Annotated in this window: 20 protein-coding genes and 1 other annotated feature; of the genes, 5 read left to right on the forward strand and 15 right to left on the reverse strand. The window is 40.3% G+C overall.

All coding sequences use genetic code 11. The features are described from left to right. Positions 1 to 345 precede the first annotated feature (345 nt). The 5 genes from mecA to ABRT01_RS02035 all read right to left on the reverse strand — a co-directional run bounded on the left by mecA (position 346) and on the right by ABRT01_RS02035 (position 4,426). A complete protein-coding gene (mecA, locus tag ABRT01_RS02015; protein ID WP_269409650.1) occupies positions 346 to 1,035 on the reverse strand; it encodes an adaptor protein MecA in 690 nt (229 codons plus the stop codon). Positions 1,036 to 1,444: 409 nt separating this feature from the next. Beyond that, the gene (gene spxA / locus ABRT01_RS02020) at positions 1,445 to 1,840 is read right to left on the reverse strand and encodes a transcriptional regulator SpxA (RefSeq protein ID WP_269409651.1); all 396 of its coding nucleotides are present in this window, start codon (positions 1,838 to 1,840) and stop codon (positions 1,445 to 1,447) included. Between the two features lie 257 nt (positions 1,841 to 2,097). Then, entirely contained in the window at positions 2,098 to 2,685 is a 588-nt protein-coding gene (locus ABRT01_RS02025) for a GNAT family N-acetyltransferase (protein WP_269409652.1), read from the reverse strand. A 78-nt stretch (positions 2,686 to 2,763) separates the two neighbouring features. Further along, positions 2,764 to 3,921, reverse strand: a complete 1,158-nt coding sequence (locus ABRT01_RS02030) for a putative glycoside hydrolase (protein ID WP_439649460.1) — start codon at positions 3,919 to 3,921, stop codon at positions 2,764 to 2,766. 205 nt (positions 3,922 to 4,126) lie between these two features. Then, positions 4,127 to 4,426, reverse strand: a complete 300-nt coding sequence (locus tag ABRT01_RS02035) for a rhodanese-like domain-containing protein (RefSeq protein WP_269409654.1) — start codon at positions 4,424 to 4,426, stop codon at positions 4,127 to 4,129. Between the two features lie 237 nt (positions 4,427 to 4,663). Then, positions 4,664 to 4,836, forward strand: a binding site (T-box leader). Positions 4,837 to 4,914: 78 nt separating this feature from the next. On the opposite strand from ABRT01_RS02035, the gene trpS reads away from it, so the two are divergent. Then, positions 4,915 to 5,904 carry a tryptophan--tRNA ligase gene (gene trpS / locus ABRT01_RS02040; RefSeq protein ID WP_269409656.1) on the forward strand — a complete coding sequence of 330 codons (990 nt, stop codon included), beginning with the start codon at positions 4,915 to 4,917 and terminating at the stop codon, positions 5,902 to 5,904. 130 nt (positions 5,905 to 6,034) lie between these two features. On the opposite strand, the gene ABRT01_RS02045 is transcribed toward trpS, so the two are convergent. From ABRT01_RS02045 to ABRT01_RS02070, 6 genes are all read right to left on the reverse strand, one after another. After that, a complete protein-coding gene (locus ABRT01_RS02045; RefSeq protein WP_269409657.1) occupies positions 6,035 to 6,796 on the reverse strand; it encodes a YjbA family protein in 762 nt (253 codons plus the stop codon). Positions 6,797 to 6,980: 184 nt separating this feature from the next. Then, positions 6,981 to 7,187 carry a YuzI family membrane protein gene (locus tag ABRT01_RS02050; RefSeq protein ID WP_269409658.1) on the reverse strand — a complete coding sequence of 69 codons (207 nt, stop codon included), beginning with the start codon at positions 7,185 to 7,187 and terminating at the stop codon, positions 6,981 to 6,983. 142 nt (positions 7,188 to 7,329) lie between these two features. After that, positions 7,330 to 8,568 (reverse strand): beta-ketoacyl-ACP synthase II, encoded by a 1,239-nt coding sequence (gene fabF, locus ABRT01_RS02055; RefSeq protein WP_269409659.1) that lies wholly within the window; start codon positions 8,566 to 8,568, stop codon positions 7,330 to 7,332. Between the two features lie 149 nt (positions 8,569 to 8,717). Beyond that, on the reverse strand, positions 8,718 to 9,656 hold the full coding sequence (locus ABRT01_RS02060) for a beta-ketoacyl-ACP synthase III (protein ID WP_269409660.1): 939 nt from the start codon (positions 9,654 to 9,656) through the stop codon (positions 8,718 to 8,720). A 186-nt stretch (positions 9,657 to 9,842) separates the two neighbouring features. After that, positions 9,843 to 10,802, reverse strand: coding sequence for a BMP family ABC transporter substrate-binding protein (locus ABRT01_RS02065; protein WP_367746194.1), 960 nt, complete (start codon positions 10,800 to 10,802; stop codon positions 9,843 to 9,845). Positions 10,803 to 10,950: 148 nt separating this feature from the next. Next, positions 10,951 to 11,577, reverse strand: coding sequence for a hypothetical protein (locus ABRT01_RS02070; protein WP_269409662.1), 627 nt, complete (start codon positions 11,575 to 11,577; stop codon positions 10,951 to 10,953). 341 nt (positions 11,578 to 11,918) lie between these two features. Between ABRT01_RS02070 and ABRT01_RS02075 the strand changes: the two genes are divergently transcribed. Beyond that, positions 11,919 to 12,095: a YjzD family protein gene (locus ABRT01_RS02075; RefSeq protein WP_269409663.1), complete on the forward strand. Its 177-nt coding sequence runs from the start codon at positions 11,919 to 11,921 to the stop codon at positions 12,093 to 12,095. A gap of 170 nt (positions 12,096 to 12,265) precedes the next feature. Here ABRT01_RS02075 and ABRT01_RS02080 read toward each other — a convergent pair whose 3' ends face one another. Then, positions 12,266 to 12,598 carry a hypothetical protein gene (locus ABRT01_RS02080; RefSeq protein WP_269409664.1) on the reverse strand — a complete coding sequence of 111 codons (333 nt, stop codon included), beginning with the start codon at positions 12,596 to 12,598 and terminating at the stop codon, positions 12,266 to 12,268. 112 nt (positions 12,599 to 12,710) lie between these two features. Between ABRT01_RS02080 and ABRT01_RS02085 the strand changes: the two genes are divergently transcribed. The 3 genes from ABRT01_RS02085 to ABRT01_RS02095 all read left to right on the forward strand — a co-directional run bounded on the left by ABRT01_RS02085 (position 12,711) and on the right by ABRT01_RS02095 (position 15,229). Continuing rightward, positions 12,711 to 13,532 (forward strand): undecaprenyl-diphosphate phosphatase, encoded by an 822-nt coding sequence (locus ABRT01_RS02085; RefSeq protein ID WP_269409665.1) that lies wholly within the window; start codon positions 12,711 to 12,713, stop codon positions 13,530 to 13,532. 131 nt (positions 13,533 to 13,663) lie between these two features. Then, the gene (locus ABRT01_RS02090) at positions 13,664 to 14,365 is read left to right on the forward strand and encodes a Crp/Fnr family transcriptional regulator (RefSeq protein WP_269409666.1); all 702 of its coding nucleotides are present in this window, start codon (positions 13,664 to 13,666) and stop codon (positions 14,363 to 14,365) included. A gap of 171 nt (positions 14,366 to 14,536) precedes the next feature. Next, entirely contained in the window at positions 14,537 to 15,229 is a 693-nt protein-coding gene (locus ABRT01_RS02095) for a Crp/Fnr family transcriptional regulator (RefSeq protein WP_269409667.1), read from the forward strand. Positions 15,230 to 15,340: 111 nt separating this feature from the next. On the opposite strand, the gene ABRT01_RS02100 is transcribed toward ABRT01_RS02095, so the two are convergent. From ABRT01_RS02100 to fdhD, 3 genes are read right to left on the reverse strand one after another with little or no spacing between them, the layout of a single operon-like run. Beyond that, entirely contained in the window at positions 15,341 to 15,808 is a 468-nt protein-coding gene (locus ABRT01_RS02100) for a helical membrane plugin domain-containing protein (RefSeq protein WP_269409668.1), read from the reverse strand. Then, positions 15,808 to 18,747: a formate dehydrogenase subunit alpha gene (fdhF, locus tag ABRT01_RS02105; protein ID WP_269409669.1), complete on the reverse strand. Its 2,940-nt coding sequence runs from the start codon at positions 18,745 to 18,747 to the stop codon at positions 15,808 to 15,810. The genes ABRT01_RS02100 and fdhF overlap by 1 nt, the downstream gene beginning before the upstream one ends. Positions 18,748 to 18,759: 12 nt before the next feature. Next, complete coding sequence (fdhD, locus tag ABRT01_RS02110) at positions 18,760 to 19,566, reverse strand: formate dehydrogenase accessory sulfurtransferase FdhD (protein WP_269409670.1); 807 nt, start codon at positions 19,564 to 19,566, stop codon at positions 18,760 to 18,762. Positions 19,567 to 19,734 lie beyond the last annotated feature (168 nt).

Genomic DNA, 19,734 nt, shown 5'->3' on the forward strand with positions numbered 1-19,734 from the left:
TTTCGACAAAAGATGGAGAAATCCTGCAAATTCAGGCAAAATTTTTCAATAAAAATGACTCTTAACCAAAATCTATAGTTGACCGATTAGAGGTAATTTTGATTTAGGCGACCGCTACGGAAAAACACTACGCTTTCCGTGGGCTTGTCCTCAGCCTCCTCGAAAAAGAAGATCGCTTTTTCTGCGGGGTCTTCACACTGCGCATTCCCACAGGAGTCTCCGTGTTTTCCTCCGCTAGCGAGTTTATCATCACCATTTTTATTCATTAATTTTAACTATAGATTTTGGTATAAAAATAAAATAAACCTGCAAAGTATTTCTTTACAGGTTTTGCTTAATTAGTGATTATCGTACAGGGAAGTATGCTTTCACCTGATTAAATGTATCATTTTCAAAAACTTTTTTCCCGTACTCTTCTAGAAAATGAATGGTTACCTCTGAATCATTTCCAAATTCAAGAACCTGACTGATCAAATCCTCTTGTTCATCGTCATCCAGTATATCCTGGTTGAATTCCATATATAAATAGTAAGCATCATGATAGTGATATAGGCTATTCTCCTCTACCCCCATACCCGAACCCTGGAAATAATGACTCAACTGAATAACATCTTCAAAATCCTTGAAACAAACCGTTAAAGATAGGTTACCATCTTCAGTCAGCTCCTGCTTTTCTGTTTTCTTATCGCTTTTTCCGAACTTATCATCCAGAAAATTTTCGATCTTCTCATCAGCAGCTAAATCAATTGTTTTTCCATCTTCTGCTGGAAGTTCGATACTCTCGCCATTTTTCGAAATTTGTGCTTTTGTTACGATGATTTCCAACCCTTTTTCCAGTGCCTGAACCTGAATCCATAACGGTCCATCAACATTAAAATCCTCTTGATAATTCACTTCATCCATCATTTGCCAAAACAACTGTTCACTACGCTCGCGGTTATACCAAATTTCTTCCCGCTCAAACCCGCGATCTTCAATATCCAAATACGAAATATAAAATTTAACCGTATTTTCGTTAATACGTTCTATTTCCATTCCTTTCTCTCCCTTCTATGAGAAAAAACATCCAGAATAAACATTGGTTCACTGGTTCGTTTTCCCGTTACTTCCCTCGCATCATTTATCTATTTTCCACGCGATTCGTTTTTGGGGGGTGGAAGAGACAGCCTCACCTTTTATGTCCCTGTACAATTCAACTGGACATGAACCATTTATGATTTATTATCTATAATTTTATTGTATGATACAATCGTGACTTTTGAAAATTTAAATGCCTAGAATAATAATTAATTTATTATAATAACTGATTTACTTTCATTTGTCATCAGGATATTTTTGTAAAAGCTGAGAAAATTACAGCTAATATTGGTTATCATTGAATTGTTAAGAAAACAAAAGCGCAGATCAGCATTCCCAGATCTGCGCTTTTGTGTTATTTGAACAATCAGTTTACCATACGCTGTGCTTCACGCAATTGAAAAGTACGGACTGTCCGGGGTAAAAAACGACGAATCTCATCTTCGTTATAACCAACCTGCAGACGTTTATCATCCAAAATGATTGGTCTCCGTAATAGTCCGGGGTTTAACTGAATTAAATTAAACAAATCTTTCATAGGCAATTGATCAATATTGACATCCAATTTCTGAAAAACTTTTGAACGTGTCGATATAATCTCATCCGTTCCATCCTCAGTCATACGCAATATTTCTTTGATCTCATCCAATGATAATGGCTCGGAAAAGATATTCCGTTCAGTAAACGGGATGTCATGTTTTTCCAGCCATGCTTTTGCTTTTCTGCAAGATGTACAACTTGGTGAGGTATAAAGTGTTACCATGAAACTTCACTCCTCATTTCTTTAAAAATGTATAGTCATCTTCTAAACGTTAAGTAACTTATCAGATTAAAATAAGTTTAAATAACCTTATATGTACAGTATACTACAATTGTCAAGCAAAAGGTAGGGGTTTCTTAGAAAAATATGCTAAAATTCGCATGTTCACCAATTCGTTATATTCATGTATAAGATACCCCGAGAAGTTGTCAATTAAACCTCCTATTTGAAAAAAATTTTGTAAGAGGGAGGCTTATTCTCTAATCCGTCTTATCCAATTTAGCAAATAGATTGTCTGAATCACGCGCTTCATCGTAAACCAATACTTCATCGACCGGTTGATAAGCTGCTCCATACATTTCTTTATCTTTATACGTGTGAATATCTTCATACATCTTTTTCATTTGTTTATAAATCATATCTTCTGAAGCATCCTCAGGAGACCAATACAGGATTTCCATTGGAGTTGTCTCATTCGTTGCCAGGGATCGACGATTGTAACCAATTGATTGTGCATGGGTAAACCCTTCCCGTCGATAAAAATGCAACCGTTTCTCCGTGTCTGTGTCCTCATAATCAACAGGCTCTACCTCTAAAATAATCGGCTTATTCTTTCGTTTCAATTTTTCAATCTGTTTGTGGCCAATCCCCTGTCCTCTTGATTCGGCCGACACCCAAAGGTAATCAATAAAAAGAAACGTATCAAATTCCGCATACATTAATACATGGTAGCGACCTTCATCTTTATGATAGACGTCACCCTTTTCCTGCAATAATATTTCCATATGTTCCTTGGATTTCATTTCTTCAACCGGAAAATATTTGTTTAGCTTTTCATACCAATTCATTGATCTACTCCTTTGCCTTTATACCTGTTTATTATACCCTTTACAGACTTTCTAAAACAAGTAGTCATAAAATTACTGTCACGGGGTATAGTCCACGTTTTGCGTGTAGGAATTGGCGGCATTCCAAACCAGGAATTCATCGATACCATTTTCCTGTAATGCTTTAATTTGTGCTTCCACTTCCGCTTTCCCATAATGTGTCGGCTCTTTGTCATACAGCCATGGCGCTTCGAAATCCTGAATCCATGGTCTTGTGATTGGCGGATTATCCAGCTTGCCCAATACTTCATTCTCCACCTTTGCATAGGAATTTACCAATTGGTATGGATGTTTATCCGGGAAATCAATGCCAAAATAAGTGGACCAGTGGCTCGGATAAATCATCGATGAAATGACATCCACGTTCTCAGCTATTTTCGAGAAATTCTGACCAATACCCGGTGCTTCCGGAATGGTTGCGGAATATCCAAAAATATCCACGCCAACTTTCACATTGTAATCTGCCAATTGCTCTTTAGCATATTTAACGAAATCAGTAACGGCTTTGACACGGCGCTTTGTATTCGTCATATCCAGGTTTTTGTAGTCCCCTTGACTGTATTCCAATTCCTTATCATAGTGCTCAAACCCTTCCGGAAAACGCACATAATCAAACTGGATTTCCTGAAACCCAAATGCTGCTGCTTGTTTGGCGAGTTCCACATTATATTCCCAGACCTCTTTTTTAAATGGGTTGACAAACGACTCTCCTTTCCCATTTGTCCACACTTTACCATTTTCCTTAAAAGTTAATTCCGGCTGAGAGTTGGCCAAAACAGAATCTTTAAACACGACAATCCTGGCGATCGGATATATTTGCTTTTTTTCAAGAAATTTCAGCAGTTTCTTTGGGTCATCAATATAATCCCGTGCAGCTTCTTCATACGGAGAGCCTTTCTCCGGTGTGAAAGTAATATTTCCATGGTCTTCTTTGATATCGATAACCATTGTATTCAAATCGGTTGAATCGACCAAATCAACAAGTGAATCAAATTTGCTTCCTCCTACAGATGGGCCGGTAACATAAATTCCTCTAACCGCGTCCGGATAAGCAAAATTTAAACCGGAATCATGGGTAAATCGTGCAAAAGGAATGTCGATGTCAGCCGGTTGAATGCTTGTCGTATTAGCAGCATAAGTACGGGCTGTTTGTATCTCTTCACCGCTGGATATATATGGAATCCCCAATCCAACCATGAGAATTCCGGCAAATGTGATGTGCTTGAATTGTGCTTTTTCCAATGATCATTCTCCTATCAAAGGTTTTTACAATAGTTTTAGGAACCTTCTATACACGCTCACCTATAACTTTTATCAAAACATCACATTTATACATTAAAAATGGAGGACAGACTCCCGTTACGTTAACACATTAGTGTAACGGGGCTGTCCTCCAATAACGTTATTTTTCTACTTCATCTTCCCAATCCAGCATGCCGCCTTTCATATTGGTAACATCGTAGCCTTTGCTTTCTAAAAACTCGTATGCTCTGCCACTTCGTCTACCGGATCGGCAAACAAGGTAATGATGTTCATTTTTATCAATTTCGTCCAGACGATCAGGAACCTCTCCAAGCGAGATATGACGCGCACCAGGTATTTTGCCTTGTGCAACCTCTTCATCTTCTCGAACATCGATAATGTCAAGATCCTCACCAGACTTTAATTTTTCTGCAAGTTCTTTTGTGGTAATTTCTTTCATTTTAAATTCCCTCCATTATAAAAAAGTGGCATGGGATTCCCCCACTTAATTACCAAATGATGAACTATCAAGTCACGTGCACTACAGTTTCAAAGTACGTTTTAATTCACTGGCTAGTGTGTCTAGTCTACATCACTAACTACATGCATGACAAACGTAATGATCACAGAAAAAATCGCTTGCTTGATTTCATCCTTGCATTTCAGGATAAAAACCTCTATAATGATAAAAACAATATCATTAGCGATGAAAAAGGCGTAGTACCACTTATCCGTTGATTTTAGAGAGCTTGTGGTTGGTGAAAACAGGCATCAAGGTAAATGGGAATTGGACTTTTGAGCTGAATTTGATGAAGTGATCCTGTAATTGCAGGATAATAAGGGTGGCACCGCGGTTCATTCGTCCCTTTTAGCAAGGGATTAATGAACCTTTTTTATGTCTAAAATGAAGAATAACCTAGGTAAAATGATTTTAATGGAGTGAACTAAATGAATACAATATTTTCGGGAATTCAACCAAGCGGGACACTAACAATCGGGAATTATTTGGGGGCCATGCAGCATTTCGTTAACCTGCAGGAAGACAACCAATGTTTCTTCTGTATTGTTGATGAACATGCGATTACTGTACCACAAGACCGCTTAAAGCTACGGAAAAATATTCGCTCGCTTGCCGCGCTGTACCTGGCTGCAGGAATTGATCCAAACAAGGCAACCCTGTTTATTCAATCCGAGGTATCTGCCCATGCGGAACTGGCTTGGATTATGCAGTCAATTAGCTATATTGGCGAGTTGGAACGTATGACTCAATTTAAAGATAAAGCTGCAGGTAAGGAAGCTGTATCCGCTGCATTATTAACTTATCCGCCGCTAATGGCCGCCGATATTTTACTATACCAAACCAATTTAGTACCTGTTGGCGAGGATCAAACCCAACATCTGGAACTAACTCGTAATCTGGCACAGCGGTTTAATAATAAATTTAATGATATTTTCACGCTTCCACAGATCAGCGTTCCAAAAGTCGGCGCAAGGATTATGTCGCTACAGGAGCCAACCAAAAAAATGAGTAAATCAGACAGCAATGAGAAAGCCTTTATTTCCATGCTTGACGAGCCGAAAAAAATCGAGAAGAAAATAAAAAGTGCGGTAACCGATTCAGAAGGGATTGTTAAGTTTGATAGAGATAATAAACCTGGTATCTCCAACCTATTAACGATTTTATCCGCTTGTTCAGGTGAATCAATAGAAAAACTGGAAGCAGATTTTGCCGGAAAGGGCTATGGAGAATTCAAACAAGCGGTTGCCAATGCGGTTGTACAAATACTTGGACCAATTCAGGATCGTTATGATGCCTTGATTGAAACGACTGAACTGGACGATATTCTTGATCATGGCGCTGAACAGGCTGCCGAAATCGCGAATAAAACATTAGTCAAAGCAAAACGGGCCATGGGACTGGGACGTAAGCGTAAATAAAAGCAAGAGGTTGGAGTTTGGAAACTAAAGTCGGAGTAAAGAGACAAAACTCAACCCGACCTTAAAAAAGCACTTGACTGGTATCCTCGCCAAGTGTTTTTTATCCGACTCCGACCTCTGAACTTCGCTATTATTTCTGTTTCGATTTATCCGGTTCCTGATTTTGTTCCAGTTCCCACATTTTTTCCAAAAACGGCTGACCCTTAATCATTTTTCCGCACAAATCCTCATGTGCTGTGCTCCATCCATATTTTACCCCTTCATACAATGCTTCCCAAACCTTTTCTTCATCCATATATCGAATATAGGGATATTTTTTCGGATTCCACTCGGTTAGCCAATAGCGCAATTCTTCCGGGTTATTCGCGGTATGCAACTGATCAAGTGCCATCATTAATAATTGTTTTAACTGCCGCTCGCGTCTGGTCAAACCATAAACAAGTTCCGGCGGCATGGATAACATATGATATTCTTTTTGGTGCAACGTTCCATCAAATTTAAACGATTGTTTTTTTGTGTTTTCGACCATATCAAAGACAAGCTGTTCCTGTCTCGGTATGAGTCTGCTTTTGCGAATCGGGATTTGATATCCTATCGTATCGATCGCGATAATATCGGTTCCATCCGTGACGATGCAAGCATAATCCAGCACGGTACGTTCCTGTCCTTTGCGAATATATGCACGCTTATAAATGGCATCGAGCATCGGTTTTGGCAGGTCATGCATATCATTTTCAATATAATGGTATAAGTCATCAGTTATGTACAATAACGGGACCTGATCAAGCAACTCGATACCGTCTTGTTTCCGCCACTCATGAAAATAACATACATTATAACCATTCTCTTCTCCTTCAAACCAATTCACCCACACATCGTGCAAATATAACATAAAACAACCCTCACTTTTTAACTAACATTTACCATACATTATGACCATCATGTCAGAAAAATATTCTGGGACTTTTCATTTATATGTGTGCAAAGTATAAATAAAAATACAAGTAAAAAGCCCAAATTAGCGCTGTTTTGGACAAAAATAAAAAAATAATTACCGAACCATTTTGCTCATTCATCTAACGGGTGTTTGGATAGTTGTAAATCGCGATTGCCATCAAAATAAAACCGATCGGCAAAAAGTAACATTCCGGTCTGCCTTTCAAAAATATAAAGTAATCAACCCACCCTAAACCAACTGGCAAGAAATTTGCATAGGCAATAATGGTGACGCCACCAGATACAGCCATGCCAAATCCCAATAAAAAAAGAAATAAATAAAACATGTTATCCCCCACCCTGCCTGTCCATTTCATTTATTTCATTCTATGCTTGTACAAGGAAATACATGATAGGGTTGTCCTGTTTACGGAGGCATCAAAAAAAAGCCAACCAGAATCCTCAATCCTGGCTAGCCTTTTTCTATTATTATGCATATTTTTTAAATATCAAAGCCACATTATGCCCGCCGAATCCAAGCGAGTTACTCATGACTACATTGACATCCTGCTTTCGCGCCTCATTTGGCACGTAATCCAAATCACATTCTTCATCAGGTGTTTCATAATTGATTGTTGCCGGAATGATGCTATCCTCAATAGATTTCATCGAGATCACGGCCTCTAATCCCCCAGCAGCTCCCAATAAGTGGCCAGTCATCGATTTCGTTGATGATACAGGCAATTGATAAGCGTAGTCACCAAAAACAGTTTTAATGGCAATTGTTTCCCATTTTTCATTCAATTGTGTGCTTGTTCCATGCGCATTAAGGTAATCCACTTGTTCAGGTGTTAACTGGGCATCCGCTAATGCTTGTTGCATGGCCCGAGATGCTCCTTCTCCGTTAGGTGCTGGTGCTGTGATATGATAGGCATCACCTGTTGCGCCGTAACCGACAATTTCTCCATAAATATGCGCACCGCGTGCTTGTGCAGTTTCCAGTGTTTCCAGCAATAAAATGCCAGAACCTTCACCCATCACGAATCCATCGCGATTTTTATCAAATGGTCTGCTTGCGGTTTGTGGATCATCATTCAATGACAATGCTTTAGCGGAACAGAAACCGGCAAATGCCATATCAGAAATTGGGGCTTCTGTTCCACCTGCAATAATATAATCTGCCGCACCACGCTGAATGGCCTTGAATGCGTCCCCGATCGAATTTGCTCCAGATGCACATGCTGTCGTTGTACATGAATTAATCCCTTTTGCACCCAGTTGAATAGATACTTGGCCCGCAGCCATATCGGGAATCATCATTGGCACAAAAAAAGGGCTGACCCGTTTCGGTCCTTTTTCCAGGAATTTATTGTGCTGGTCTTCCCATGTCTTCATTCCACCAATACCGGAACCGATCCAGACTCCAACACGTTCAGCTATTTCATCATTAATGGTTAAATTGGCATCTTCTACAGCCATTTTTGCTGCTGTAACAGCGTATTGTGTGAACGGATCCATTTTGCGAGCATCTTTTTTATCAATATAAAGCAATGGGTCAAAACCTTTTACCTCTGCTGCTACTTTTGCCGGAAAATTATCCCTGTCCACTTTCGTCGTGAAATCGATGCCTGATTTTCCGGCAACAAGATTATCCCATGTTGTCTTGACATCGTTGCCCAAAGGAGAAACGGCTCCCAATCCAGTCACAACAACTCTTCTTTCTTCCATCTGATTGTCCTCCTAATCCAATATGCTTTTATCATTATAATTCATTTTGTACATTTAGGAAATTACGAAGCACTGTTCATGTATTCCCTTTGCCAAAATCAGTGATGGGAAGACAAACTAAATACGCAAGTTCTGTAAGATTAAATATCTTATTTACCCCAGCGCAATGCTACCGATCCCCAGGTTAAGCCACCACCAAAACCAACCAGCACCAGCAAATCATTATCCTTGATTCTGCCATTTTTCACAGCCTCGGATAGTGCCATTGGTATGGAGGCTGCAGATGTATTGCCAAATCGTTTGATGGACGTGGCCATACGATCTTCGGAAATATCCAATCGCTCACGGGCAGCCTCCATAATCCGGATATTCGCTTGATGCGGAATCAGATAGTCCACATCATGTTTATTCAAACCAATTTTTTCAATGACATTTACAGCTGACTTTGGCATTTGCCGGACCGCAAATTTGAAGACTTCCCGGCCATTTTGGAATAAATAATCTCCAGGGTTCTGATACAAATATTTGCCACCTGCTCCATCTGCGCCTAACTCAAATGATAATATTCCTTTTCCCTCTGAAACATTACCAGCCACGGCAGCACCAGCACCATCGCCAAAAAGTACGCATGTATTCCGATCAGACCAATCGGTGATTTTGGACAATTTTTCAACACCAATGACCAATACATGTTTATATACATTGGTTTCAATAAATTGTTTTGCAGTTATGAGAGCATACATAAACCCGGAACATGCTGCACTAATGTCCATGGCAGCTGCTTTTGTTGCTCCCAACCGATCTTGCAAGCGGCATGCTACAGATGGGAAAGGCGTATCTGGTGTTACTGTTGCCACCAGGATCAGGTCAAGCTCTTCTGCGTCTATATTTGCATCTTCCAACGCATTTACTGCCGCATAAAAGGCCATGTCTGACGTATCCATATCATCCTCTGCTATGCGGCGTTCTTCAATCCCCGTTCTCGTTCTGATCCATTCGTCATTGGTATCTACAATTTTCTCCAAATCATGGTTTGTGACAACCTTTGTTGGAACATAATGCCCTACCCCAACGATTCCAACACTCATATTTACATCTCCTCTAATATCAATTGTCTAGCTTCGGTGCCCAGCGACTAGTGTGCTTCCTTTACATACATCGCTACCCCGGCACCTTAGGCCTTTCAGTGATTAACATCAATTATTATGACTTGGTACTAATTTTAATGTATCTTTCCCCGCGTTGCAAGTGAATTTATTACTATCCGGGTTCCGTCATTTCTGTTCATTTGGCAGCAACCCTGTCTTTTTATAGGTAGCAACTGCCTTTCTTATTTTTTCCTGAAATGCTTCAGGAACGTCAGGACTAAACTCGCCTAATGTGATAGCTTCGTCCTTGAAATCGTAAGTCAGAATCCGATCGGTCATCTCACCTTTATTAAATCTTTTGGCCATCAGTTCATACAATTTATCCACATGTAAAACAACGCTGGTTAATACCGTTCGATCATCCATAACAGATCGATCATCAACATTTCCAAATGCGTAAATCCCGTCTCGGCTCGCTCGTTTAATAATATCTGAACGAAATGATTCACTAGCGGGGTATACAACATCAACATCTTTTTTTCGCATTTTTTTATAATTGGTTAAAGCATTTTCTTTATCATCCAGATTTTTCACATAGTTAATATGTACTTCTGCATCCGGATTTTGATATTTAACCCCATCAAAAAATTCCTCTACTCCCGGTTGCCATTCATATTCTGCCAAAACCCCAACCTGATTGGTTTCGGTCATTTTTCCAGCAATCATTCCACCGAAAAAACTCATTGAACCAGTATTGAAGTTTAGACTGGCTACATTTTCCGCATAGTAATCGCCATTAAAATAAACAAATTGCACCTCTGGGTATTGCTGGGATATATCTACAAATGCCTTGCCATAGGAACTGCTCTCACCAAAAATAAGGTTTACCCCCTTATTAACCAATTCCTCAACGGCATGTTGTACATCTTTTTCGGTTTTAACCCCTTCTCTATAATAAATGTCGACATCATATTTATCCCTGATAGCTAACAGACCCTTATAGTTCTTTTTTTCCCATGCTTGATCATTAACGGACGTTTCTACAAGCATCCCGGCCTTTTGGATATTTCCATGATTGAAGAAGTGCCCACAACCTGATAACAATACCATGAGCCCAAACAGGATCCATACATATCGCTTTTTCAACATTTGCACTCCCATTATTAAAACATTGGCACATACTACCATTGTAGCGTTTACCCGTCCAGTAGTAAATGCATTTGCAACGGATGGTAAAAAAAGCCCTGTGAAAATGGCACGATTATTTCCAGCAGATTTTGATTTCCTTTGAGCATTAATTATAAGGATACAAGGATTTAAACCGTCTATAATGATTAGTCAACGATTTTACCTGCCTGTGTATCTGGCCAACATGAAGCGGAAAAACCATTTGCTTACCGTTCACTACATCAAATGATTCCTGTTTTTGCGATCTTATTTCCAATCGGGATGGCAACCGGCTGGCCTGTAAACATTGCATGAAGCTTGGTAGGAAATCCTCAATATGGACCGCTTCGTTATAAAACGTTTCTGAATCAAATGGAATAAACGTCTGCTGATCATATACCCCATGCTCGTTCATGGGCATCCATTCACCGAAAAGCAATGGAAGCTTAATCGTAACCATGTTTGATTCAGGATTTTCTTCTTCCCCACGACAGAGCTTGAACGATTTTTCCGCATGTATGTGCAATGGTGGTTCCGATGCTCCATTTACAATCATTGTCTGATAGTGTTTTTTTGTCGTCTTTTCATCTGTGACAAGGGAAAATAAATCATTTCTTCCTACCATCATTGCCAGCTGTTCGGCTGTTGCGGTACTAAATGTATCTTGTCCTGCCACCTCAAACCCACGTTCAAGCAAATCATTCACAATATGAAAGCCGATCCAGTTAAAGCAATTAGTGATGAAATAAGACATAGCCATCCTCCTCATTTCCTTAATTATTATATTATCGTCCTGGTCTACATATGTTTAAGAGGATGTTCAAAAAGTCCGGTAAAAATGACATGCCCCTGCAAAAGGGGTATGCCGACGCCTGAGCGCAAGCCCGGTGCTCAAAGCTACGCCGCCTAGAACTTCTCGGTCCTTTTTATCCTCCTTTTTGAACACGCACTTTAAGCAAGGCGTATTAACAAATGAAAACAAACGGTTTGGAAAATACACGAAAATGGTTCTTCCATCTTGAAAATGCTTTAATTTTTTTTACATGTTTGATAAACTATAGACATAGACAGTATGTTAAAGAATGAGGTGTTGAGATGCGGTTTTTTTGGACATTCATTTGGGCACTGGCAATCGGCGGTGTTATTTCGTATATCCTGTCCGCCATGGCTGGTGAACCATTCAATGTTATTCATACCTTAGTACTTTCCATTATTTTCACAATTGCTATTTATGTGTTGGGTGAAGGTATCTTAAAGGAACAAGCGGAATAGCTCCGCAAAGCAATTATAGTGCTATAGCTCACGTAATGAAGTTTCACTCGATTAACCCTTGTCATCGTTTACTGATTGACAAGGGTTTTTTCTTTTAAGATAACAATAGATTTGAATCTATATGAATTTCTTAACAAGCAGCCTGCCCCCAGCGCCCGTCATCACTTTTCTTAATACCATGGTAAAATGCTTAATGCCACTAGTGCAGTCAATGGTAAAATTAACCGTCTAAACCTTCTTGGTGGACCATAATATCCTGGATTTCCGTAGCCTGGATACCCATAACCATACCCAAACTCCGGGCCGTAACCATATTGCTGCATTCGCCACGGATCAGACATTTCCTGTTCCCGTTGATCTATTGGTACCGCTAAATAAACGTATTCGTCATCCAATCCGGTTATAATCCCGTCGACTTTTGAACCATCTGCCATTTCAACAAGTACATACGCATGCATATGTTGTTTACAAGTCTCGTATATATGATGAAGATCGTGTTTCATGTTCACCCTCCTCTGTCACCAGATTATGCATTTGCCTATTTGTTGGTGACTGAACCGGTAAGAGCGGACGAAACGGGGTTTAAAGTGGACAAGTTAAAAGGGGGCTTTCTTGATGGAAAGTGTTGCAGCATTTTGGTTATTAATAAAATATATCGTACTAGGAATCATTCAGGGAATTACCGAGCCGATTCCGATATCCTCAAGTGGGCATTTGGTAATTTTACGGGAATTGTTTGGCATTGAAATCAAAGGGTTATCATTTGAAATCATTGTCAATTTCGGATCTTTGCTTGCCGTTTTTGTCATTTACCGGCGCGACATCATACTGCTCATCCGTGAATTTTTCCAATACCTTTTTACAAAAAATCAATCAGCCAAAAACGGTTTTCAATTTGTTCTGTACTTAATCATTGCGACTATTCCAACTGGTGTGCTTGGACTACTATTGGAAGACTATATAAGCAGCAAACTTAGTACAGTAACCGTTGTCGGCGTGACATTACTTATAACCGGAATTGCACTCTGGATAATCCGCAATCTTAGAGGAAAGAAAAACGATGGCGATTTAACAGTAAAAGATGCCATCATTGTCGGACTAGCCCAGGCTGTTGCCTTAACCCCTGGGATCAGCCGCTCTGGTGCAACGATTGTGGCGGCCATCTTGCTGGGGATGAAACAGGAGACTGCATTACGATTCTCATTTTTATTATACATTCCCGTTAGTCTTGGTGTTACGGTTATGTCTGTTACAGATATTGTTTCCGACCCCCATTTTGATGCATTAATGATTCCTTATCTGCTGGCTTTCATGGCGGCAATTATCGGCTCTTATTTCGCCTTGAAATGGTTTATGAACATCATGCGGCATGGCAATTTAAAATATTTTTCCTTCTACTGTTTTATTGCAGGAATTCTCGTTATTATCTTTCTATGAAACTGCCTTTCTTTTTTACCATACAATCTGATATACTGATCAAAAGAAGATGAACGTTATTTGTCAAGTAGTGTTCAAAGAAGGAATGAACCGGGCTTTTTGAATAACTTGAAAAAAGGTGGTTTTGAAAGATGCAGCAACCATTTTTGAAGCCAAGTATATCTGATGAATTACGTCATATACTTGATTCTGCGGATCGTACGAAACCAATCAAAAAAGATACTTATTTATTTTCGGAAGGGGAAAACGCGAAAGAATTATATATTATCCAATCAGGACGTGTACAAATTGGAAAACTTTCCCCTGATGGTCGCGAACTTACCTTAAGGATTTGTAATAAAGGGGATATCGTTGGTGAGCTTTCCCTTTATGATGAAGTAAAATATATTTTGAATGCCAAGGTACTGGAAGATGGCAAGGTGGCCGTTATCAACAAAGCCCGCCTGGAGGAAGAATTGATCAACAATGGCAGTCTGGCCATCGAATTTATGAAAATGATGAGTGAATCATATCGCCGGGACCAGACACGATTCCGCGATCTTGTCATGCACGGCAAGAAGGGGGCTCTCTATTCCACCCTTATTCGTTTGTCCAACAGTTATGGTCGGAAACAGGATAATGGAAATATTTATATTGATATTGTCCTGAACAATCAAGAACTGGCCAATTTCTGTGGAACCTCACGGGAAAGTGTCAACCGTTCGCTAAATGAGCTGAAACGGAAACAAATCATTTCCATGAAAAAAGGCCATATCATTATTCATGACCTAACCTATTTAAAGGCAGAAATTAACTGTGAAGAATGCCCCATTGAACTGTGCAGCATTCATTAACCTATAAAAAAACGGAGGCGCTCCTTTGCCAACAAGCGACTCCATTTTTGATTTAAAAAAGATGCTCAAAAAAGTCCGGTAAAGCATTGAAATCAATTCTCACCACGTAAAAAACATGAAGGCTCCGTTATGATGTTTGTTTCTCTAGTTCATGTAAAGGAGTAGAATGGTATGAATAGCCAGTCCGTCAAAGAACTTCTTCAAAAGGTTCCATTATTCAGGGATTTAACCGATGATGAAATGAAACCGATTGTAGAACTTGCTAACTCCCGTACGTATCAACGGGGGACACATATATTTATGCAGGGCGACCCCTTGACAAATGTTTATTTTATTCATCAAGGGAAAGTCAAAATTTATAAAACCGACTTTCATGGCAAAGAACAAATCGTCAACGTTCTGCATACCGATGAGATGTTCCCGCATCAAGGCTTTTTCAGAAAAGATAACTATCCTGCGCATGCCGAAGTTTTGGAAGATGCCATCTTGATCTACATTCCGATCCATTCCTTTGAAAACTTTCTCATTACCCATCCTGAAATTTGCATAAAGCTTTTCAAAGTGCTTGGTGATCGAATTGTTGACTTGCAAAATAGGTTAGAAGAGAAGATTCTGCATAATACATATGAACAGATTATCTTGTTATTGTTACGACTATCCCGGCAATACGGAAAGAAGCTTAACGAACAGCAGATAACGGTCGATACACACTTTACCAATCGGCAACTGGCTAATATGATCGGATCCAGCCGGGAAACTGTAAGCCGTACCTTAACCCAATTAAAAAAGCAAGACCTTGTTTCCATGGATAAAACGCGGCGATTCGTGTTGGATCCAGGGAAACTCGAGGATGAGTTATTTTAATATAACGCTCTTTCCACGGTATAATTTGCAGTAATTTCGCGTGCCGTTTTGCGATGTGTTCAGATTTAGGGGAAAAAAGGCCGCCCAGTCACCTTCTGGACAGCCTTTTGTTTAATCTTTCCCCATACCACGTAAAAATTGCAGCATCATGGTAATACTTTTATTAATTTCCGGATCTTTCAATGCCTTCAATAGATCCATTGGTTTCGTTGGTTCCGTTCGTTCAAATGTCCGCGCCTCATTTAAACCGTGATTGATTTTTCCCGTAAAGTATTGAATATCATCCATTGGCAAATCACCGATTAAGAAAGCAAGTTTTCCCAAATTCCCCAGGATTTCAGTGTATTGTTCCTTATTCAGCTCATTCATGATATTTTCCACTGCTTCTTCTTTATGAATGATCAACGCAGTGATTAACTGTAGAAAGCCTTTATCATGAAGAGATGCAAGCAAGTTAATTCCCTGCAAAATGGCGTCTTTATTCTCGCTAACCGCAGTTAAGACCTCTTCCAGTTGCTGTTGTTTGATAACCTCTTCGGGAATTTCCATTCGTTTGATCGATGTAATTGGTTCAGCCACTATTTGTTCACCACGCTTCCCGGGAAGGTATAATCATTTCGTTCCCATTTTCGTTCCACCTGAACACTGATTTGCGACTGACGATTCCCCCTCCTGTGATTATGGGATGGGATCGGACTTTTTCCATTTTTCTTGAGTACCTTCATTTTTACGGCAACCTCTTTATATGCTGGTGTGTTGGTATCCTTATCAACCGTGTTATTGGTTAAGTAATTGACCGCCGATTTTCCATTATCATTCAATGGTAAATAAACTTCTTTGCCATGCACCCGATCCGTTATCGTAGCTGTTACGGTTACATGCCCTTCAGGAGAAATCAATTTTACCAATGCCCCCTCCTCTACACCACGTTCTTTGGCTAATTCAGGGGAAATTTCCACAAAAGCTCCCGGTAATTCATGGGTCAATCCTGCAGATTTATACGTCATGTTCCCTTCATGGAAATGCTCAAGCACCCGACCATTATTCACATGCAGATCATATTCATCATTGGTAGCATAATCAAAATTGAATTCCAGTGGATATAGCCTTGCTTTTTTATCATCAAATGGGAACCCATCCGCGAAAAGTAATGGTGTGTCCGTTCCATCGGCTGCCACTGGCCACTGCAGACTGTTATAGCCTTCTAAACGATCGTACGTGACACCGGCAAATAATGGAGCAAGAGATGCTGCTTCATCCATGATTTCTGCAGGGTGGGCATAGTTCCAGTCATATCCCATTTGTTTGGCAATCGCCATAATAATTTGCCAATCCGGTTTTGCATCCCCCACTGGATCAAGCGATTGATATAGTCGTTGAATTCTTCGTTCGGTATTGGTAAATGTGCCTTCCTTTTCTAAGCTTGGAACAGCCGGTAAAACAACATCCGCATATTCTGCAGTCTTTGTTAAAAATAGATCCTGGACAACGAAGAAATCCAGTTTTTTAAAAGCATCAGTTACATAATTGATGTTAGCGTCCACCACTCCAGTATCCTCGCCTAAAACATACAAGGATTTAAGATCACCTTCATGGATTGCTTCAATCATTTCATGGTTATCCCGGCCTGGCTCGGCTGGAATCTCCACATTCCATTTCTCTTCATACCGTTTACGAACGTTATCATCGGCCACTTCCTCATACCCCGGGAAGAAGTTTGGCATACTGCCGAAATCACTGCAACCCTGGACATTATTGTGTCCTCGTAATGGATAGGCACCGGTTCCGTGTCGCATATAGTTACCAGTGATCAAAAGTAAATTGGAAATTGCCGTACTGGTATCGCTTCCCAATGTATGCTGCGTAACGCCCATCGCCCAACAGATTACTAGTTTATCAGCACGAACAATTTGATCGGCAATGTCTATTAAATCCTCCTGTGAAATTCCGGTGACTTCTTCCGCATATGCTAATGTGAATTTCTCCAGGCTTTGTTTATATTCGTCAAAGTTATTCACCCACTTATCTATGAATTCCCGGGCTTCATGGCCTTGATCAATAATGTATTTGGCAACGGCCGACAACCAGACCAGATCAGTTCCGCTTTTGGGCCTGAAAAATCGATCAGCACGCTGTCCCATTTCATGTTTCCGTAAATCAAACACGTACAACTTTTGTCCAAATAATTTATGTGACCGTTTAATTCTGGAGGCTAGAACAGGGTGTGATTCAGCCGTGTTGGAGCCAATAATTATCACCATATCGGCTGCCGCAATATCATCAATAGACCCGGAATCCCCTCCATGTCCGACTGTTCGGAATAATCCTTTTGTTGCTGGTGATTGACAGTATCGGGAACAATTGTCCACATTGTTTGTACCAACCACTTGCCTGGCCAGTTTTTGCATGAGAAATGATTCCTCATTGGTTGCTTTGGATGATGAGATAAAACCTAATGCATCAGGCCCATGTTTGGATTTGATGTCTTGAAAGCGTTTAGCAATATATTGTAGCGCCTCTTCCCATTCCACCTCAGCAAAATGATCGTCTTTACGAATCAATGGCCTAGTCAGACGCTCCTCAGAGTTGACATAATCCCAGCCAAATTTTCCTTTTATACAGGTTGAAATATGATTGGCTGGAGATTCTTTTTGCGGCTGGACTTTGAGTACTTGGCGATCCTTTGTCCAGACATCGAAAGTGCAGCCTACACCACAATACGTACAAACGGTTTTGGTTTTCTCAATTCGTTCCTCCCGCATCGCTGCTTCGGTATCGGAAATCGCATACAATGGGCCATAACCTGTCTCCGTTTTCTTGGTCACTTCAATCATGGAGCGCAGCAGACCTGGTTTATGATCGGTCATATAACCTGCTTCACCTTCCATGTTGGTTTCGATTAAGGCATTACATGGACAAACCGTCACACACTGCCCACAGCTGACACATGATGACTGGTCAATCGGTACATCATTGTCCCAAATGACGCGCGGTGATTTGCGATCCCAATCGATAAGTAATGTTTCATTAACCTGTACGTCCTGACAAACTTCCACACAGCGTCCGCACAAGATACATTGATCTGGATCATAACGATAAAATTTCGAGGAACGGTCGACCTCATATGGTTTTGCTTGAAAAGGTCTGGATTGATGTTCTAATCCGAAATCGGCCATCGTGTTATGAATCTCGCACGTTCCGTTATTATAATCGCAAACAGTACAGTATAGTTCATGTTTTTCAAGGATACGATCCAAAGCCTCTTTTTGTGCACTATGTACAACGTCTGCTGTTGTGTCTACTTCCATGGCGCTTTCAATTGTTGTCCCGCATGCCCGAACAATTTCGCCATTCACCTTGACCATGCAGGTATCACATGTTTGAATCGGTCCCAATGATTCGTTATAACAAATCTGCGGGATAAACGCTTCCGTAGTATTAAGTAAATCCAGTAAATTCTGCCCCGGATCAGCCAAATACTCCGTTCCATTAACCGTTACGATAACATGTTCTTGCATTATATCTCCTCCCTATTTTGATACATGATGACCCATATCTCCATATATGCGCGAATCATGCGTATATACATTTAGTTTATTTTCACGGATAAATCCAGCTGCAGTGATTTGTAAATCCTCTGCTAATTTCAGGGCTAAATCAGTGGGAGCTGACTTGGCTAACAAGACACCACAGCCTATCTTGGAAACTTTTAAAACGACCTCAGAGGAAATTCTGCCGCTAAAGAGAATACATTTGTCCTTCAAAGATAGATGATGTTCCAAGATAAACCCGAAAAGTTTGTCAAGGGCATTATGACGGCCAATATCAATGAATGCGCAAATCATTTCCGTCCCGGTAGCAAGTGCTGCCTGGTGTACACCGCCTGTTCGATCATGTATTTTTGCAGCTTCATCAAATTTCCTCATGAGATCAACAATTTGTTGGCTTGACATAGTTGGTGCCTTGGTAATTGTTTTAGCCGTTTTAACATCTTGTTTCAAATAAAACTCTCTGCTCTTCCCACAACAGGAACCAATCCAGCGCTGTGTTCGCTCGGTAAGGTCAACCGACATGCTCAGTTCAACATAAACAAATCCTGTCTTTTCGTCGACTGTAAGGCCTTCTATCTGATCCATGGTACGAATGATTCCTTCTGATGCCAAAAAGCCGATGACCAGTTCGTGTACATGTGTCGGTGTACAAACAATCGTTGCATATTGGTCACCATTAATCATCACGGTTATTGCCGTTTCCCTGGCAATCTCATCATCTTCTTTGGTCTGTAAATGTTGATGATATCTCGTTATTTTCCATGACGTGGTACTATCGCTGTGCACTTTTATCCTCCTTTCGTTGAATTTTCACATCTTTACATGCTGGTTTTTGTCCATCGTATAGGCAGTTTCAAGACGGTTACGTGCCATATGACGAACGCAACCGCTACACAATCTCTTAATTTTTTAAACATGTGCATTAAATCATATTTTCAGAATCCAGTCTTTGCT

Source organism: Lentibacillus sp. L22, assembly GCF_040812445.1.
Taxonomy (GTDB): domain Bacteria; phylum Bacillota; class Bacilli; order Bacillales; family Amphibacillaceae; genus Lentibacillus_C; species Lentibacillus_C daqui.

Bases quoted from the DNA above. Each gene is read 5' to 3' on its own strand.
- mecA (WP_269409650.1), bottom strand. From the start codon at position 1,035: ATGGAAATAGAACGTATTAACGAAAATACGGTTAAATTTTATATTTCG.
- spxA (WP_269409651.1), bottom strand. From the start codon at position 1,840: ATGGTAACACTTTATACCTCACCAAGTTGTACATCTTGCAGAAAAGCA.
- ABRT01_RS02025 (WP_269409652.1), bottom strand. From the start codon at position 2,685: ATGAATTGGTATGAAAAGCTAAACAAATATTTTCCGGTTGAAGAAATG.
- ABRT01_RS02030 (WP_439649460.1), bottom strand. From the start codon at position 3,921: ATGGTTGGATTGGGGATTCCATATATATCCAGCGGTGAAGAGATACAA.
- ABRT01_RS02035 (WP_269409654.1), bottom strand. From the start codon at position 4,426: ATGAAAGAAATTACCACAAAAGAACTTGCAGAAAAATTAAAGTCTGGT.
- trpS (WP_269409656.1), top strand. From the start codon at position 4,915: ATGAATACAATATTTTCGGGAATTCAACCAAGCGGGACACTAACAATC.
- ABRT01_RS02045 (WP_269409657.1), bottom strand. From the start codon at position 6,796: ATGTTATATTTGCACGATGTGTGGGTGAATTGGTTTGAAGGAGAAGAG.
- ABRT01_RS02050 (WP_269409658.1), bottom strand. From the start codon at position 7,187: ATGTTTTATTTATTTCTTTTTTTATTGGGATTTGGCATGGCTGTATCT.
- fabF (WP_269409659.1), bottom strand. From the start codon at position 8,568: ATGGAAGAAAGAAGAGTTGTTGTGACTGGATTGGGAGCCGTTTCTCCT.
- ABRT01_RS02060 (WP_269409660.1), bottom strand. From the start codon at position 9,656: ATGAGTGTTGGAATCGTTGGGGTAGGGCATTATGTTCCAACAAAGGTT.
- ABRT01_RS02070 (WP_269409662.1), bottom strand. From the start codon at position 11,577: ATGTCTTATTTCATCACTAATTGCTTTAACTGGATCGGCTTTCATATT.
- ABRT01_RS02075 (WP_269409663.1), top strand. From the start codon at position 11,919: ATGCGGTTTTTTTGGACATTCATTTGGGCACTGGCAATCGGCGGTGTT.
- ABRT01_RS02080 (WP_269409664.1), bottom strand. From the start codon at position 12,598: ATGAAACACGATCTTCATCATATATACGAGACTTGTAAACAACATATG.
- ABRT01_RS02085 (WP_269409665.1), top strand. From the start codon at position 12,711: ATGGAAAGTGTTGCAGCATTTTGGTTATTAATAAAATATATCGTACTA.
- ABRT01_RS02090 (WP_269409666.1), top strand. From the start codon at position 13,664: ATGCAGCAACCATTTTTGAAGCCAAGTATATCTGATGAATTACGTCAT.
- ABRT01_RS02095 (WP_269409667.1), top strand. From the start codon at position 14,537: ATGAATAGCCAGTCCGTCAAAGAACTTCTTCAAAAGGTTCCATTATTC.
- fdhF (WP_269409669.1), bottom strand. From the start codon at position 18,747: ATGCAAGAACATGTTATCGTAACGGTTAATGGAACGGAGTATTTGGCT.